This window comes from Okeania sp. SIO2F5, from assembly GCF_010692685.1.
Lineage (GTDB): Bacteria > Cyanobacteriota > Cyanobacteriia > Cyanobacteriales > Microcoleaceae > Okeania > Okeania hirsuta.
The window spans coordinates 46,106-62,027 of sequence record NZ_JAAHGU010000032.1 but is presented as its reverse complement, the minus strand read 5'-3'; the positions used below and the strand labels follow the sequence as shown (position 1 = coordinate 62,027).

The window sequence follows — 15,922 nt, the reverse complement described above, 5'->3', positions numbered from 1 at the left end:
CGTTCGGTTAACTTCCTAGGAGGAATTTATTTGGCAGCTTCTGTCATTTTATTAGCATAGCGATCGCCATCGACCTAGAGCATACAATACCCATTTTGTCAATTTTTTAATTGATGACACGCCCTAGGTTTGAGCTATTTTTAGCCAGATCAACGTATTTTCCTTGCTACCGTTGAGTTTGAAGCTATTTTTTACCTAAAAAATATCAAAGTCCCGGTAATATAGCAGATTCCATTTTAGTGAGGTACAACCATCGCGGGCAAGATGCTATAAACATTTAATTGTTAATACCTGTACTTTATATATTTAGAATATGCTGTAAAAATACTCTTCTTAATTCTATTGAAAATGTCTGAATTTCCCACCATTCCCTACTCTCCTACTCCCCTGCTTAAGAAAATTAGTTGACACTTCAATTATTAAATAATTAACACAGAAATAATAACCTTTTCGATAGATAATTATTAGTCAGTTCATGTTAATTACTCGGTGGTGGTGCATTGTAATGGTCCTGTATTGTCATTATTTTTGTTACGAGAATAGTGGGAGCATCTTGCTCCCATGACGGGTATTCCTTTTTCCTGTATACCATTACGCGAGCAGGACTAGCAATTACTCTTATGTTTACCGAGAAATTGTGGTCTAAAACCTCCCCTTTTAAGGGGATAAAAAAAAGAGAATATTCCTTATCTCAAGCCTCCTTATTGCAGAAGTACTGATAACTGATAACTGATAACTGAAATGACCACTCCCCCACTCCCCTACTCCCCCACTCAGTTTAACGTCTGTAAGCAAGCCAAACAATCAAGGCAGGAAGCATAGCCAAAACCACTGCCACCAGTGCCCAAATAATTATATTAGAACCAGGAGAGTTTAAGGCCAGAGGTAGCCAAATCACTAATGGAACTAAAATCATTACTAGAGCTATTGGTAAATAATGCGCCCTCCAATTAGAATAGGCACGATTCCAATGTTTGCCTGTCCATCGCCAAGCTAGTTTGTATGGGTAGTGAGTGGAGAGTTGTTCAATAGTATGGCCATTTTCATTGACCACAAATATTTGCTGACAGCGATTACAGCCAAAGGCATCTGTCAGGGTTATTGGAATTAAGTGGCCCTTACGCCGACATGGACAGGGGTACTCTCCATTCAAATCAATTTTCAGAGCTTTTTGAGGTCGCAAAGTAATCGTAGAAGCGAAAGCGTTGACAGAAAAAAGACAATCTGATTCTCAGCATAGGTCTATTATGCCAATTCTAACTTACATCACAAGCAAGAGGAAACAAGGAACAAGGAAGAAGTTTGATTATTGAGATTCCGTTATTTGAACTATTTCATAGGTCAAATAAAGTCATAGATAATGCTATAAATTTAAGCTTTATTAGGCAAAAGTTTCAACCTTAACTAGCTATCAGCTATCAGCATTTCAGCTAGCCTCCTGCGGAGGAACTACCTCTTGCCTCCTCCGCAGGAGCTTCGCTAACGGTAACGTTAACAGCTTTTTGACCTTGGGTTAAATCCCCGGCTTCTAAAAGCCTGATTGTTAAGTAGGGGTTGAAATCCCCGACTCAACGTAAAAAAAAGTCTTAATGCTGACTGGTGACCGTTGATTCCTAACTGCTATTTAATTAAGCGGGTAACGCGATTCGAACGCGCGACATCAACCTTGGCAAGGTTGCGCTCTACCACTGAGCTATACCCGCGGTTTGTAACTATATATCTATAATTTCACAAATAATTTTATTTGTCAACCCTCCAGTAGATTTTTTCCGATAAATAATTGTTGATCGCTTGGTCTATGCTTCTGGAGATACATCAGACTCTACTAAATTGTTGGAAGTTATAGGTAAAACTTGTGTTGTACCAGTAATACTACGATTATTAGATGAGGAGTTTATACCACCTCTCATTTGACGCATCAAACTAGCCATTTCAAGAGCATTCATGGCATATTCCCAACCTTTATTGCTTTTAATGCCAGCTCTCTCTAGAGCTTGTTGCATAGTATCTGTAGTTACAATGCCAAAAATTACTGGTACTCCCGTTTGAAATGCTGCCGCGGCAATTCCTTTAGATACTTCAGCAGCTACATAATCAAAATGAGGTGTTTGGCCTTTAATTACAGCTCCTAAACAAATTACTGCATCGTAGCTACCGTTCATGGCCAATTGACGGGCGACTAGAGGAATCTCAAAACTACCAGGGACCCAAACATAATCTACTTGAGTACCCTCTGGGTTTGGATCTACACCGTGGCGTTTCAAACAATCTTGACAACCCTCAATTAATTTGCCAGTAATTAAGTCATTGAAGCGACCAATCACAATAGCAAAGCGTAAGGATTCAGTTTGAGTAAATGTTCCCTCGAAAACTGTCATATTAGAATTCTTTTTTAGTTAAATTTTTTAGATCAAAGCTAATAACTTTTAGTATAGAGGTTAGTAAGAGTCAAGTAGCAACAAGGACTAACTTGCTATCTCTTGCCTCTTACACCATGTTTTCTCTAGGTATTGCCCAATAGAACTGTCTGATTCTATCAATTTTAAATCAAAATTGTTGGCCTAAACCACCAAAAAGTTCAAAACACCCACTGCAATTACCAGTGCTAACCACAAACCAGAACCAATAAAGATCAAAGGTTTGCCTTGACTCCAGATTTGGGGAGAAGCATAGGCAACAGGTACGCCAACTACTAAAACAAAAGATAAGACTACTAATAAAAGTAGTACAAATTGAAACAAGAATGTTAACATCTTTTCTCCTGGTATAACAACAAACTCATCCTATAAAAAATTAGAATATCATACAGCAGGGAACAGAGAACAGGGAACAGAGAACGGTTGGAAAAATATTTTCGCTGTCTAAGATTCATCATCAGTTTATATCCTAACCAATTTTTTCTTAGCCACATACTGTGCAACGATAATCTTAATTTTAGTGGTTAATTTTTGATGTAGGTAGGTCATTTCAGAGATATAATATAAAATTTTGCCTTTTTTATTACTTTGATGGAGCAGTCAAAAGTGTCGTTAAAGTCAACAGACCTTACTATCCTAAAAGCGACTAAAAACAAATTAGTAAATCTTTCCTCAGAATAACTACAAATAGCTTGAAATTTTTTAACTTACTTCGTTACCTTTCAACTTTCAAAACTAATTATTCCCTGAGATTCTAGAAAACAGATTTTAAACTTGTCAAAAATTCCCTGCTTTCCTAAAACGTTAAAAGATACGCCTAAGTGATGGAAAAATCCAATAGGGCAAGTAAATCTTTCCCTGCCTAATTGTATTTCCAAATCGTGTAAATAAACTGGAATCAGACCCCCATCTCCTACTTGTAAATTGACGCGATCGCCAGCTAGATAATTAAACTCAAATTCCTCCGCAACTTTAGAACTAACCACACTATAATTTGCTCCTGAATCGACGTAAAAATCTACCCGTATCCAGGCATTTTTTAGAAGAACACCAAGAGTAATTATAGGTTGAAAAGTAGCGTTGATCAGTTTGTAGTTAAATCTAATAATTGCCATCAAATTAGCGCCCTTTGCTTAAATTAAAAATGGTTCTAAATCGTCGGGATGGGGTACGTTTATTAGTAATTTCCCTACCAAAACTGCATTTTGTCGGGTGGCACAATAGTCTCTTACTTCTCTTCCCACAGCAACTACTTTACCATCATTAATAGCCACCATTTGTCCTGGATACTGTTGGATAAGTTTGTTGTAATTTTCGGTCAGCCACTTATCATCTTCCTCTAAAATTGCTGCCAATTATTCGACGCTAATATCGCTCATAATTTCTCCTGAAAAAAATAGGTTTGTAACTAATATATAGCAATTTTTGAATCGCGTTTTAACTGTCAAAACTAATTATTCCCTGAGATTCGATAAAATATCAGGTAGCCATCAAGTTTGTTATCGGATTCGGGTAGTTCAAAAACTAAAGGCATTACCTTATGTTCTTCTTTTTTTAAATGACTATAAACCTCGCTATAGCTATTACCAACAGCGATAATAATTGTTAATTATTAATTGTTAATTATTTACCGACCTTTAGCTAGATCGGCATAAATGATAATTTCTATGCCTAAAACTACTAATAGAATAAGCTCAATAATACAAAATATATGAATCACCAAAGGAAAATTTGTACCTAGAGACCAGAAAGCAAATAAAGCTACTAAACCAGAGAATACAAAAGTAATTTCATCAATAATTAATTGCTGTATTTTCCGCCTTTTTCTTCTTTCGTCACTTCTATGAGCAATCTCCCAGCCAAAGATAGATTCGATATCTGAATCATCTATTTGTGCTTTGATTTTTTCGGTGAGAGTTAATCGAATATATTTTCCCAGAGCAGAGATTTTTTCGTCATTAACTACATAAGTCCAACCGAGAATTAGTGGTACTTAGACATTTTTTGGTAGGAAAAATGCGTCAAAGTCAGTCTAGACAAGGGAATTACGTCAAAGCCTTAAAAATGGCTAGAACCCTTAGTAACTCAGGATTTATGCCTTTTCGACGTGAAAACCTCTACCCATCTATATCTGACCCTATTTTCTGCCTTTATTTTATGTAAGTCCCATTAGGCAAACCCAAGGAATAACTAAGAGGGCATAAAAATTAGTTTTATTTGATAGAGCAAAAGAGAGTATTCCGCCAAATATTCCTAGTGTTAGATAAATGATTTGGTCTCGGAAGGCAATACGTTTGAGTTGTTCTTCTTTCAATTTTTGGTATTCGAGTAGAAAAATTTGAAGTATGGGTTTTTGGTCGTTCATAGAAATTTTTTTCTGTAATAAGTTGGTAATAGAAGTAATTGAATAGCATTAGAAAGGAGTTTAAATTTATTGAAAAGCAGTTTGATTTTTACACATTTAAAAATAAATTAGCCATAATACAAAGCAGCTCAATTAATAGGTAAAGGTATGGCTTGTGCGGTTATTTTAACAGCAATTCGTATCGAATATATGGCAGTACGCGCTTATCTGAGTGACTTGGGGGAGGATATTCACCCTAATGGGACAATTTATGAAAGGGGTAAATTTTCTATTGATGGTCAACAGTGGGAAGTAGGTATTGTGGAGACTGGTGCTGGAAATTCTCCCGCAGCAATAGAAGCAGAAAGGGCGATCGCTTTCAAGAGGGAGCAGCATCAGGAAGTTTAGGTAACGTTCACTATTCTTTAGGAGAATATCAAAAAGCTATTGAATATCACCAAAAACATTTAGTAATTGCTCAAGAAAGAAGCGATCGCTTAGGTCAAGGAAGAGCTTTTTCTAATTTAGGTAGTGTTTATATTTCTATGGGAAAATATCAAAAAGCTATTGATTCTTATCAGCAACATTTAACTATTATAAAAGAAAATGAAGACCCTCTGGGAGTGGGAAGAACGTTAGGGGGTTTAGCTACAGCTTACAAATCTTTAGGAGAATATCAGAAAGCTATTAAATATCATCAACAACAGTTAGTAATTGCCAGAAAGATAGAAGATCGTGGTAATGAAGGGATGGCGCTAGGAGGTTTAGGAATTGTTTATGCCTTATCAGGTAAATATAAAAAAGCGATTGATTATCACAAACAACACCTAGATATTGTTAAGGAAATGAAACAGCGGAGTAGGGAAGGTTTACCATTGAGACATTTAGGTAATGCTTATTATTCAATGGGAGATTATGAGCAAGCAATTAACTATTATAACCTCAGTTTAGATGTTGCACGTTCTGTTGGTAATCTAGCTGAAGAAGGTCATAGTTTGGGAAATTTAGCTAATGCTTATAATGCTCTAGGAAAATATCATCAGGCACTCGATTATTATCACCAAGGTTTGAAAATTGCACAGGAAATTAAGGACCTAGATAATGAAGGAATGATATTGAATAATTTAGGAACTATTTATTCTTCTCAAAAAAATTATGCTCGAGCAATTAGTTGTCATCAGAAAGCTTTAGATATTGCTAAACAAACAGGTGATTTGTCAAATATAGGAGCTGCGTCTGGAAGTTTAGGTAATGTTTTTCATCGCTTGGGTAAATACAATTTAGCTCTGGAGTACCACCAACAAAATTTGAGTATTGCAAAACAAATTAGAAGTCCTAAAAGTCAAGGTGCAGCAATGGGAAATTTAGGAAATGTTTACTTTGCTCTCAAAGATTATCACAAAGCATTAGATTACCATCGTCAACAGTTGCAAATTGCTGAAAAAAATTGATGCTCTTGGGATGAAAGCAACTGCTTTATGTAATTTAGGTGCTACTTTGATAGAACTTCAGCAAAATATAGAAGCACTGGAACTTTTACAACAAGCATTAGATATTTATCGCCAAATTGGCAGTCGTCCGAAAGAAGTTATAACTCTTTATAATTTAGCCGAACTTTATCATAAGTTACATGATGATAAGTTGGCACATGATTTTTATAAGCAAGGTTTGTCTATTGCTCAGGAGTTAGGAATTTTTCTAAAAGAGAGTCAGGAGTTAAAAGAAAAATTGTTCAATACTTACCTCCAAGAAATAGATGAAAAAGATACCCGTTATTTAATTAAATTACCATTAGAAGAAAGACGAAAAATTTTGGCAAAGCAAGCCGAAAAAATGTGCGAATATTATCAGCAAGATAGAGAATGGGAAGATTTGCAAACTTGGGATGAATTATATGAAGAATGATAATTTACCCAAACGGGGAGATATTTGGCTAACAAATTTTGACCCAACTATCGGAGCATAAATTAGAAATATTCGTCCGGCGATTATCATTAGTTCCGATGGTATTGGTAGATTACCAATTAAGTTAATTGCACCTATTACTGATTGGAAAAATTATTTTAATAATGATAGTTGACACATTAAAATTGAACCGGATTTAGAAAATAATTTAAGCAAAGTTTCTACTGTTGATTTATTGCAAATAAGAGGAATGGATTTGCAAAGGTTAGTTAAGAAAATAGGTGTTTGTTCTAGTGAAGTTATGGATAAAATATCAGCTGGTATTGCTTTACTTGTAGAGTACGAGGGTTAAATTATTCTATATCTAAAAATTCAATCCCATCGACTACCTCAATGTTAGCGGAGCTTATCCGTTAGGATAAACCCAACACGCGCTTTATTTTGGTAAAGTTGGGTTTCGTTCCTCAACCGCTTGCTCTCTGTTTTCTGGAGTTTCAAAATTAACTCCTTCGTACAAAACTTCAATAGCAGAAGTAAATTCAATACTCTCTAATGTAATAGACTCACCTTCTGTATACGCACAATAACGCCAAAATTTTCCCTCCCCACGTTGAAAAATTTCTACAGAAATTGATTCTGAATCTACTAAAACATATTCTTGCAAACTAGAAAATTGACAATAATATTTAAACTTACCACCGCGATCATATTTTTCTGTACTGGGGGAAAGAACTTCAATAATTACTTTAGGATGTTCGATAAAGTTACAGGATTTTAAATCCTCAGCATTACAACTAATAACTAAATCTGGATAGAAATAACGATTATTTTTAGCATCTTGAACTTGAGCATCAGACACATTAACTCGACAACCTCTTTGACGGACATGGGGTCTCAGAGCTGTATAAAAATTAAGAGCAATATCATTATGAGGAAGACTTCCTCCAGTCATAGCTAAAACTTCACCGTCTACATATTCATGGCGAAATTCCTGTTTAGCTTCCCATTCTAGGTATTCTTCAGGGGACATTTTTTGATAATCTTGGGGTTGAGCAATCATAGTTTTTTTCTCCTCCAACGTTTTGTCATATCTGGTTTTCGAGATAAATCCACAACTTTCATGCCACTTTCTGCTTGCTGCTTCTGTAAATCAGCAAATATCGCTTTCAAATCATGATTGAATGAACGAGAATACTCTTCACGAATTCTGTGAACTTATTCAACAATCTCATCCTATAGAAATAATATTAAGTCTCGTTAATTAGTTATAATAAATCATTTACCTTTAATCATCTAAAGATGACTTAATTATTTATACTATCCTAAAATTTTTAAGCCTATAAAATCTTACTTTTGACTTCCCCAGGAGTTACGCACAGACACTAAATCGATAGAGGGCGAATGCCATTTGCGCTCCGCAAAGCTCCGAATTGCGCCCCTACATATGGCGTTTTTAAGGTGAATTTGTGTAAGTCCTGTTCCCATAAAATATTACTTTTGACTTTTGACTTTTGACTTTTGACTTCCCCAAAATGAACATAATCTTATGCCACACAACCGCAGACTTCGACGCCCTGGGCGCCGCCGTCGGACTAACCCACTTCCACCCAGGTAGTCGCCTCGTACTAACTGGTGGTTGTCACCCCACCGTCAAACAATTCCTTGCACTCCATCGAGACGAATTTGCCATCATCGAACGTCGCTCTGTCAACCCAAAACAAATACGCTCCATATTCATCGTTGATAGTCAGACACGCTCCCGACTCGGAAAAACTGCCCAATGGTTAGACCTACCCCACCTATCAGAAATTATCATCTACGACCATCACTGTGAAACTCAAACCGATATTCCAGCTACCCAAACTTATATAGAAGCAGTGGGAGCAACCACAACCCTTATCACAGAAAAACTCCAGACTCTCCAAAACAATTCTACCCCTGTCTTAACTCCAGCAGAAGCAACAATTATGGCCCTTGGTATCCACGCTGATACTGGTTCCCTAACCTTCGACCACACAACACCACGAGATGCAGCAGCTTTAGCATGGTTGATGCAACAGGGGGCGAGTTTACCTGTAATCGCCGAATATGTAGAACCTGGTTTATCTCCCCAACTACAAGATTTATTGAAAATAGCTCTGGAAAATATCCAACGCTCCACTGTGAGAAATTATCAAATAGGGTCGATACTATTACACACAGATGAATATATTCCCGGTTTATCCAGTTTAGCTTCCAGTTTAATAGACCTCACAGAAATAGACGCTCTCCTCCTAGCTCATACCCACCCCCTCAAAGACACAACAGAAAAAAGCTTAAGTATTATCGGGCGATCGCGCATTTCAGACACTAACCTCAGCGAACTATTACAACCTCTCGGTGGTGGTGGTCATCTCCGAGCAGCAGCAGTTACTCTCCGAGACAGTAACCCTGAAGCAACCCTGGACAAACTCGTAGACCAACTCAAAAATCAAATTCCTCAACCTCCCACCGCCAGAGATTTGATGTCATCTCCAGTTCGCACCATTCCTCCTGAGACATCCATAGAAGAAGCTCATCGCATACTATTACGTTACGGTCATTCTGGTTTATCAGTAGTAGACTCATCCAGAGAATTAGTCGGAATTATTACTCGGCGAGATATTGACATCGCCCTCCACCATGGTTTTAGTCATGCTCCAGTCAAAGGTTACATGACACCACAACTCAAAACTATTTCCCCAGAAACTACCCTCCCTGAAATTGAAGAATTGATGGTTACTTACGATATTGGACGGTTGCCTGTATTGGAAAATAACCGTTTAGTCGGAATAGTTACTCGTACCGACGTTTTACGAGAATTGCATCAACAACAACGCCCTCAAAACGAACAACTTGGTTGTATACCTGGTGAAACTTGTAAATCAATTGCCGAACTTTTACAAGAACGTATTGCACCTCAACTTTGGCAACTACTCACCCGTGTTGCTGAGTTGGCAGAAAAACGAGGTTGGCAACTATATCTAATTGGTGGAGGGGTGCGAGATTTATTATTATCAAAATTTGATGAGACTCTACTGTTAACAGATATCGATTTAGTTGTAGATGGTTGTCACTCCGAGGAAACAGAAAAAGCTCCAGCGGTGGAGTTGGCAAAAGCACTACAAAAAATTTACCCCACAGCACGTTTAGAAGTTCACGGTCAATTTCAAACTGCTGCCCTACTTTGGCACAACGACCCGGTGTTAGACTCTCTGTGGATAGATATTGCTACTGCTCGCACAGAATTTTATCCCTATCCAGCAGCTAACCCAGAAGTTGAAGCAAGTTCAATTCGCCAAGACTTGTATCGTCGGGATTTTACTATTAATGCTTTGGCAGCACGACTGACTGGACCTCGTGCTGGTGAATTGCTTGATTTTTTTGGTGGGTTATCAGATTTGCAGGCGAAGCAAATGCGGGTGTTACACGCCAACAGTTTTATTGAAGACCCTACTCGTATTTATCGAGCGGTGCGGTTTGCGGTGAGATTAGGATTTGAAATTGAAGCAAAAACAGAAGAGTATATTCGTTACGCTATTAATAGTGGGGTATATCACCGCCAAAATATTGGGAAGGCGGAAAAAAATAGAAGGGTGCCTGCTTTGGAAACTCGACTCAAAAGTGAGTTGAAATATATTTTGCAAGCTAATTATTGGAAACCTGCTTTAAAGTTATTGGGAAGTTTGGGGGCGTTGCGTTGTCTGCATCCAACTATGGAGCTAGACCGGAAATTGTGGCAGCAGGTATGTTTGATGGATAGGTGTCTGCAACGTTTTGATGCTCAGAAAAGTTTATCTCACTGGCAAATGCGGTTGGAGGTTTTGATTGCTTATTTGGAGTCTGACTATCGTGGTTTGGTGGGGAAAAATTTGCAGTTACCTGTGGATAGTGTGAAGCGACTGGAGCAGTTGGAGTTGGCAAAGGGTAAGGTTATGGAGAGTTTGCCAGAATGTAATAGTCCGAGTCAGGTGGTGTGGTTGTTGCGGAAGTACGACTTGCCGATGTTGATTTTGATTGCGGTACAATGTGAGCGTTGGGTGCGACGTAGGGTTTGGCAATATTTGACTCAGTGGGCAAATGTTAAACCTGTTTTGAATGGAAATGATTTGAAGGAAATGGGATATAAACCGGGGCGTGAGTTTAAGTTGATTTTGGACGATCTTTTGACTGCAACTTTGGATGGTGTGGTGAGCGATCGCTCTGATGCTGAGAAATTTTTAGCTAGGTATTATCCTCTTCGGTAGCATCAGTGTAATTTAGATGGGGAGATGGAGAGTGTGGGGAGATGGGGAGATGGAGAGTGTGGGGAGTGTGGGGAGATGGAACATTTTTTTATGCCGAATTAAGCGGATTTGATATCAACAATAGAGAATAGAAATTACAGCACTTTTGAGGATAGTCAGGTATACTTGTAGGAATATTCTTATATTTCCTGTTCCCTGTTCCCTGTTCCCTGTTCCCTTTTAGGATATTTATCAGGAAAAAACTATGGCAATTGATGATGATTTTTTGTATCCTCACAGTCGATATCAAGGTGATTTTACCCCAGAAAACTTAGTATTTAATTCAAATCTGCAAGAATTTGCTCAACGAGTAAGTATAATTTGCGGTTTAGAAACTGGTGGAAAAATTTCTCCTGAAGAAGCTTACGAGCAAATCAAAGAACTTTGGAAACAGTTGAAAAATTCTAAGAAAAATTTAGGAATAGGTACAGACCCTGAAAATAATTCAGACCGGAAAAATATTTAATTAGGTAATTATATCAAGTTTACTTGAATATTGATAATTCATAGAGGAGTGGTATAAAATTTTCCTAAAATATGATTTTTTACAGCTCTTCTTTTCCATGATTAAAAACCAGATTTTTAAGGAAGAGGGAAGAAGGCTTTATTTATCTAGAACAGAAGACTTAAAAGTCCAAAAAACTTAAATTTTTTGTAGATATTCACCCTTGGGTTTACACAAACTATAAAGTGGGGACATGATATGACTAATTATGTATGTCTGTCTACTTAAATCTCAAAAATTGACATACTCCCGGCATCAAATCTAAGATTATGATGCGGGATTCTCATCTAAGATGATTCTACATTCATTGAAATGACTTACATTAACAATATTGCTATTATCAATCCAGCGGTCAAACTCTCCTGTAGCGTTTGGGATTTTGTCCCCAGTTTCCGAGTGCCCCTCGGTACTGTTAAATATCACTCCCAACATCTCCATCCCTTTAGCTAGAATATTTCTTGCTGCGTTATGGTCTCTATCTACATATATAACCGCAATGTAAGCATTTATGAGTTCTAACAGACAATGATTTTTTTACCGTTCGACCACAATTTGAACATTCTTGAGATGTGAAATGGGGAGGTACTGCTACACAAACAATCCCGTGTAACTTAGGGTAATACTCAAGCCATTTTGTAAATTGATATCAACTTGCATCAGATATTGACTTAGCTAAATGATGGTTTTTAACTAAATTGGCAATCTTCAAATCTTCGTATACTACCAGATCGTGTTTATTGGATTAAAGAAGTATATTTATTTGACAAAAAGTTAATAGTTATTAACTAAAATTACAGACTTTAAACATTGGCAAATAAAAATTTATATAATATACTTTATATTAAGAGAAAAAACAAACTTAAAATTTTTGAAATAAACTCAGGAAAAGCTGAAATGAAAAAGGATGAATTTCTATATCCACAAAGTCCCTATTACGGACAAGCAACTCCAGCAAATATCAATTTCAATGCGAAATTACAAGAATTTTCTCATAAAATAAATTATATCAGTGGTTTACAAACATCAGGAAAAATTTCAACAACATCTGCTTATCTGCAAATTCAGGAACTATGGGAACAGCTGGAAAAAATCAAGAAAGATTCAGGTTTTTCTCAACAATCTTAAATATTCAAGCTCATTCATTTTCAAAGACTAACTCCATCCGATCGCCTCTAAATCTAGTCACCCCATATTCAATAATATTGCCATCCTGATTGACATTGATTGACTCTGCTAACAAAATAGGATGATTCAGAGGAACTTCCAACAGAGAAGTATCTTCATGTCTGACTATACGAGCATAAACATGAGTTGTACGACGAATATGATCGCTATTATATTTTTCCCTTAACAACTTAGAAATTGAACCTTTCTCTCGCAAAAATTCAATTGCTTCCTCCTCTACAATTCCTGGAAAACGATCTAAAGGAAAATGACTACTAGAAATATTAATAGGTTGATCGTCTGCAAATGCTAAACGTTCAATTAAAGCTACAGGAGTACCTACTTCTACTTCTAATCCTTGAGCAATAGAAGCATCGGCAGGTATTTCAACCATTTGCAGCAATCTAAAACTAGGCTTTTGGCCTTGGGCAATAAGAGTTTGATTATAGCGTACCCTTTTACCTATAAAATACTTAATGGGTGTACCAACGACAAAAGTCCCACGACCTCGGTCCACTCTCACTAACCCTTCAGTTTTGAGAATGGCGATCGCCCTACGCAATGTATGACGGTTAACAGAAAAATATTCGCTCAGTTGAGCTTCAGTTGGTAACTTATCTCCTACTTTATAAATTCCTTGATGAATATTTTGGCGTAATTCTTCAGCAATTCGGGTATAAACTGGTAATACTTCACGGCTCATGGCATCTTGAATATATTTAGATATATTTATGTTTAATATTTTTCTAGTTTAGATAAATATTGTGGAGCAGCCAACAATTATCAAGGGCAATAGGCACAGGAGTATGAGTAAATCAATAAAATTCACTCTTACAGTTAAATATACTAACGGTATTGAACAAAGTTTTGAGTTTTTTCCAGAATTAGAAAAAAATATGCCTAACTTGGCCAGTTATCTGCAAAAAGTCATGAGTTTCAGAGAATTGATAATTGAGTTGGAAGATTGACTCTTATACCGTTTCACGGAAGTCAAAAGCGAGTGCGTAATTCTGAGGCCCCCTCAGAATGTAAGATGCACTCAAGACAGTCAAAAATTAAAAGTTAAAAGTAAAATTTTATAGACTCCAAAGTTTGATCCCACAGTAATTTCAGGAAATTATTTCAGATATTCGGTTTGAAACTATTTGTGACATCTTTAAAGTGAATTGGTATTAGTCATAGAGATCACCCCCACCCCCTAAATTGCCAGATATTACTTTGAGAAATGGGCGTTTACTCGATAATTGAATACTAATATTTTGACCATTATGACAACCGCAATGTAGCAGTTAGTTTTTTTTGAATAAAAGGTATATATCTATTATATATTGTATATATTGGAATTTGTATATACAAATATTGCTCTGGTTAATTGGACTAGAAAACCAATCTATGGACATTCAAACAGAAATGCGACAGGGATGGATAAAAACCTTAGCTAAATCTAATTTGAAGCAGTTAGAGACAAAAGTTGCAGAGATAGGCAAATTGCCTGCATACAACTTTATAAGGCCACCAGAAATAGGTCTGACAATGGTACGAGGCCGCGCTGGTGGAACGGGACAAATATTTAATCTAGGGGAAATAACTATTACTCGTTGTGCAGTCAAGATAGAGGATGTTATGGGTTTTGGTTATGTGGCAGGGCGATCGCATCGTCATGCTGAACTTGCTGCTTTGTGCGATGGTTTAATGCAATTGCCTGAATGGCATGATGTTGTAAAGTCTGTCGTTCTTGAATTTATTGAAGCAGAAGTTAATCACCAAAAGGAAATTCAACAACTACAAACAGAAGCTACGAAAGTTAATTTTTTTACTATTGCCAGAGGGGATTAATCAATTTTTGTGTGAGGTGTATTATTAGTGTTATAGCAATTCCCAAGAAGCGTGAGGTACAAAATTCGTTGGCGTTGCTTAAATGTAATGATAATTAGACATCTACTCCACCCATAGGGAGTAGGGAGTAGGCAGCTTTGCTATAGAGGTAAAGAATTGATAATTCCTTTGGGATATAGATATTGATTTTTGATTCTTGGAGATGTCTATGAGCTGAAGGTCAAATTGAAAAACTGATGTTTTGCGCCCAAAGTTAATCTCAAAATCATTACCACTCAGCAACGCCAATTCGTTAGTTTTAGGAAACAGCGGTGCGACCCCGCGTCGGCGACAGACACAAGCGGTCGGACCCCGCGACGACGCCAGCTCGCTTGCGGAATGCCGACCAAGAGAGGGAATGCTGACCAAGAGAGGGAACGCGCACTAAGAGAGGGAAAAGGGAACAGGGAATAGAAGAACAATAAAGATAAGTGTACCTCATTAGGCTGATAAACGCTATATTTCTAATAATAAATCAATCAACTAATTGTCACAGGTACTTGTTAGATTCAAAGCTTTTTTTATGATTACTAAACTACCAGGATTGCCTGATATTGTACATGATTCTCAAAGAACTTTTATCAATCTACTAAATGCCTTATCTTATCCAGGAAAGCAGCAAAAAATAGATGCTAAATTAACACCACCATCTGACTTGAATATAGCTTGTGCTGCTGCCTGTTTGACAATGTTAGATTTGGAAACAAAAGTATGGTTAAGTTCAGATTTTCATCAAGATGTAAAAGCTTGGTTATTGTTTCACACAGGTTGTCATTTTACCGAAAATTCTCAAATTGCTGACTTTGCTGTAATAAAGAATATTCAAACTATTCCCAACCTATCAAATTTTCATCATGGTACAGCAGAAGAACCAGAAAATTCAACTACTTTATTTGTGCAAGGAGCGAATTTAGAATCAGGTGATAAAGTAATATTAACCGGACCGGGAATTTTAGAAGAAATAGCAATTTCAATTCCGAAATTACCGGAATTTTTCTGGTCAGAATGGGAAGTTAACTTTAATAATTATCCTTTAGGAGTAGATATATTTTTCTTTGCTCAAAATACAGTTATTGGTTTACCAAGAACAACTAAAAGTAGATTAGTAAAAACGTAAGCATTTCCTTAGAGGATATCTGAAAAGTTTTTTTGATACTTAATTTTGCCCCCCGAGCAAGCCAACTTTGGGGGGAACAAGAGTCAATTTGCTTCTAAAAGTCCCCCTTTATTAATCCCCCTCCCGTCCCCCTTGGAAAGGGGGAAGCCAGAGAATGCTGCGCTTTTTGTTGAATGGGGGATGCGCGGGGGCTTGGATGTAGCAAATGGGACTTCTCAGACAACCTCTTAAGTTCTACTACATTTTCAACCAGAAAATTGAGGCATAATAGCGACGATATATAGTTGTGAA

18 protein-coding genes, 1 tRNA gene and 1 pseudogene are annotated in these 15,922 nt (G+C 37.0%); 10 read left to right on the top strand and 10 right to left on the bottom strand.

Translation table 11 applies throughout. From position 1 onward, the window contains the following. Window positions 1-778: 778 nt before the first annotated feature. The 7 genes from F6K27_RS13565 to F6K27_RS13535 form a co-directional block, all read right to left on the bottom strand. Complete coding sequence (locus F6K27_RS13565; RefSeq protein ID WP_124146928.1) at window positions 779-1,183, bottom strand: hypothetical protein; 405 nt, start codon at window positions 1,181-1,183, stop codon at window positions 779-781. A 448-nt stretch (window positions 1,184-1,631) separates the two neighbouring features. Then, window positions 1,632-1,703: transfer RNA gene (locus tag F6K27_RS13560), tRNA-Gly, on the bottom strand. A 93-nt stretch (window positions 1,704-1,796) separates the two neighbouring features. Further along, on the bottom strand, window positions 1,797-2,378 hold the full coding sequence (ribH, locus tag F6K27_RS13555) for a 6,7-dimethyl-8-ribityllumazine synthase (RefSeq protein ID WP_124146929.1): 582 nt from the start codon (window positions 2,376-2,378) through the stop codon (window positions 1,797-1,799). A gap of 183 nt (window positions 2,379-2,561) precedes the next feature. Next, a complete protein-coding gene (psbZ, locus tag F6K27_RS13550; protein WP_124146930.1) occupies window positions 2,562-2,753 on the bottom strand; it encodes a photosystem II reaction center protein PsbZ in 192 nt (63 codons plus the stop codon). 386 nt (window positions 2,754-3,139) lie between these two features. Further along, window positions 3,140-3,532, bottom strand: a complete 393-nt coding sequence (locus F6K27_RS13545; protein WP_124146931.1) for a hypothetical protein — start codon at window positions 3,530-3,532, stop codon at window positions 3,140-3,142. 18 nt (window positions 3,533-3,550) lie between these two features. After that, window positions 3,551-3,772 carry a DUF5678 domain-containing protein gene (locus F6K27_RS13540; RefSeq protein WP_124146932.1) on the bottom strand — a complete coding sequence of 74 codons (222 nt, stop codon included), beginning with the start codon at window positions 3,770-3,772 and terminating at the stop codon, window positions 3,551-3,553. An 800-nt stretch (window positions 3,773-4,572) separates the two neighbouring features. Next, window positions 4,573-4,782 carry a hypothetical protein gene (locus tag F6K27_RS13535; RefSeq protein WP_192901190.1) on the bottom strand — a complete coding sequence of 70 codons (210 nt, stop codon included), beginning with the start codon at window positions 4,780-4,782 and terminating at the stop codon, window positions 4,573-4,575. A 147-nt stretch (window positions 4,783-4,929) separates the two neighbouring features. Here F6K27_RS13535 and F6K27_RS13530 point away from each other — a divergent pair, with 147 nt between their 5' ends. The 4 genes from F6K27_RS13530 (at window position 4,930) to F6K27_RS33655 (ending at window position 7,018) form a co-directional block, all read left to right on the top strand. Then, entirely contained in the window at window positions 4,930-5,169 is a 240-nt protein-coding gene (locus tag F6K27_RS13530; RefSeq protein ID WP_124146933.1) for a hypothetical protein, read from the top strand. Beyond that, window positions 5,067-6,212 carry a tetratricopeptide repeat protein gene (locus F6K27_RS13525; RefSeq protein ID WP_287276142.1) on the top strand — a complete coding sequence of 382 codons (1,146 nt, stop codon included), beginning with the start codon at window positions 5,067-5,069 and terminating at the stop codon, window positions 6,210-6,212. The genes F6K27_RS13530 and F6K27_RS13525 overlap by 103 nt, the downstream gene beginning before the upstream one ends. After that, window positions 6,196-6,666, top strand: coding sequence for a tetratricopeptide repeat protein (locus F6K27_RS13520; protein WP_124146935.1), 471 nt, complete (start codon window positions 6,196-6,198; stop codon window positions 6,664-6,666). The genes F6K27_RS13525 and F6K27_RS13520 overlap by 17 nt, the downstream gene beginning before the upstream one ends. A 178-nt stretch (window positions 6,667-6,844) precedes the next feature. After that, the gene (locus F6K27_RS33655; RefSeq protein ID WP_205127511.1) at window positions 6,845-7,018 is read left to right on the top strand and encodes a type II toxin-antitoxin system PemK/MazF family toxin; all 174 of its coding nucleotides are present in this window, start codon (window positions 6,845-6,847) and stop codon (window positions 7,016-7,018) included. Between the two features lie 84 nt (window positions 7,019-7,102). Here the strand turns inward: F6K27_RS33655 and F6K27_RS13515 are convergent, their stop codons facing one another. Continuing rightward, the gene (locus tag F6K27_RS13515) at window positions 7,103-7,726 is read right to left on the bottom strand and encodes a Uma2 family endonuclease (protein ID WP_287276141.1); all 624 of its coding nucleotides are present in this window, start codon (window positions 7,724-7,726) and stop codon (window positions 7,103-7,105) included. Window positions 7,727-8,198: 472 nt separating this feature from the next. Here F6K27_RS13515 and F6K27_RS13510 point away from each other — a divergent pair, with 472 nt between their 5' ends. Continuing rightward, a complete protein-coding gene (locus F6K27_RS13510) occupies window positions 8,199-10,931 on the top strand; it encodes a CBS domain-containing protein (RefSeq protein ID WP_287276139.1) in 2,733 nt (910 codons plus the stop codon). Between the two features lie 244 nt (window positions 10,932-11,175). Beyond that, a complete protein-coding gene (locus F6K27_RS13505) occupies window positions 11,176-11,436 on the top strand; it encodes a hypothetical protein (protein WP_124146937.1) in 261 nt (86 codons plus the stop codon). A 306-nt stretch (window positions 11,437-11,742) separates the two neighbouring features. Here F6K27_RS13505 and F6K27_RS13500 read toward each other — a convergent pair. Next, window positions 11,743-12,208, bottom strand: a pseudogene (locus F6K27_RS13500) (RNA-guided endonuclease InsQ/TnpB family protein); the annotation flags it as partial. 74 nt (window positions 12,209-12,282) lie between these two features. Here F6K27_RS13500 and F6K27_RS13495 point away from each other — a divergent pair. Beyond that, window positions 12,283-12,600 carry a hypothetical protein gene (locus tag F6K27_RS13495; RefSeq protein WP_353735983.1) on the top strand — a complete coding sequence of 106 codons (318 nt, stop codon included), beginning with the start codon at window positions 12,283-12,285 and terminating at the stop codon, window positions 12,598-12,600. Between the two features lie 10 nt (window positions 12,601-12,610). On the opposite strand, the gene phnF is transcribed toward F6K27_RS13495, so the two are convergent. Next, the gene (phnF, locus tag F6K27_RS13490; RefSeq protein ID WP_287276137.1) at window positions 12,611-13,342 is read right to left on the bottom strand and encodes a phosphonate metabolism transcriptional regulator PhnF; all 732 of its coding nucleotides are present in this window, start codon (window positions 13,340-13,342) and stop codon (window positions 12,611-12,613) included. A gap of 103 nt (window positions 13,343-13,445) precedes the next feature. Between phnF and F6K27_RS13485 the strand changes: the two genes are divergently transcribed. From F6K27_RS13485 to phnH, 3 genes are all read left to right on the top strand, one after another. Then, window positions 13,446-13,607 carry a hypothetical protein gene (locus tag F6K27_RS13485; RefSeq protein WP_287276135.1) on the top strand — a complete coding sequence of 54 codons (162 nt, stop codon included), beginning with the start codon at window positions 13,446-13,448 and terminating at the stop codon, window positions 13,605-13,607. A 424-nt stretch (window positions 13,608-14,031) separates the two neighbouring features. Then, window positions 14,032-14,475: a phosphonate C-P lyase system protein PhnG gene (phnG, locus tag F6K27_RS13480; RefSeq protein ID WP_287276133.1), complete on the top strand. Its 444-nt coding sequence runs from the start codon at window positions 14,032-14,034 to the stop codon at window positions 14,473-14,475. Between the two features lie 562 nt (window positions 14,476-15,037). Further along, window positions 15,038-15,631: a phosphonate C-P lyase system protein PhnH gene (phnH, locus tag F6K27_RS13475; protein WP_287276132.1), complete on the top strand. Its 594-nt coding sequence runs from the start codon at window positions 15,038-15,040 to the stop codon at window positions 15,629-15,631. Window positions 15,632-15,922: the final 291 nt, after the last annotated feature.

Coding starts and splice junctions, on each gene's coding strand:
- ribH (WP_124146929.1), bottom strand. CDS start 2,378: ATGACAGTTTTCGAGGGAACATTTACTCAAACTGAATCCTTACGCTTT.
- psbZ (WP_124146930.1), bottom strand. CDS start 2,753: ATGTTAACATTCTTGTTTCAATTTGTACTACTTTTATTAGTAGTCTTA.
- F6K27_RS13545 (WP_124146931.1), bottom strand. CDS start 3,532: ATGGCAATTATTAGATTTAACTACAAACTGATCAACGCTACTTTTCAA.
- F6K27_RS13535 (WP_192901190.1), bottom strand. CDS start 4,782: ATGAACGACCAAAAACCCATACTTCAAATTTTTCTACTCGAATACCAA.
- F6K27_RS13530 (WP_124146933.1), top strand. CDS start 4,930: ATGGCTTGTGCGGTTATTTTAACAGCAATTCGTATCGAATATATGGCA.
- F6K27_RS13515 (WP_287276141.1), bottom strand. CDS start 7,726: ATGATTGCTCAACCCCAAGATTATCAAAAAATGTCCCCTGAAGAATAC.
- F6K27_RS13510 (WP_287276139.1), top strand. CDS start 8,199: ATGAACATAATCTTATGCCACACAACCGCAGACTTCGACGCCCTGGGC.
- F6K27_RS13505 (WP_124146937.1), top strand. CDS start 11,176: ATGGCAATTGATGATGATTTTTTGTATCCTCACAGTCGATATCAAGGT.
- phnF (WP_287276137.1), bottom strand. CDS start 13,342: ATGAGCCGTGAAGTATTACCAGTTTATACCCGAATTGCTGAAGAATTA.
- F6K27_RS13485 (WP_287276135.1), top strand. CDS start 13,446: ATGAGTAAATCAATAAAATTCACTCTTACAGTTAAATATACTAACGGT.
- phnG (WP_287276133.1), top strand. CDS start 14,032: ATGGACATTCAAACAGAAATGCGACAGGGATGGATAAAAACCTTAGCT.
- phnH (WP_287276132.1), top strand. CDS start 15,038: ATGATTACTAAACTACCAGGATTGCCTGATATTGTACATGATTCTCAA.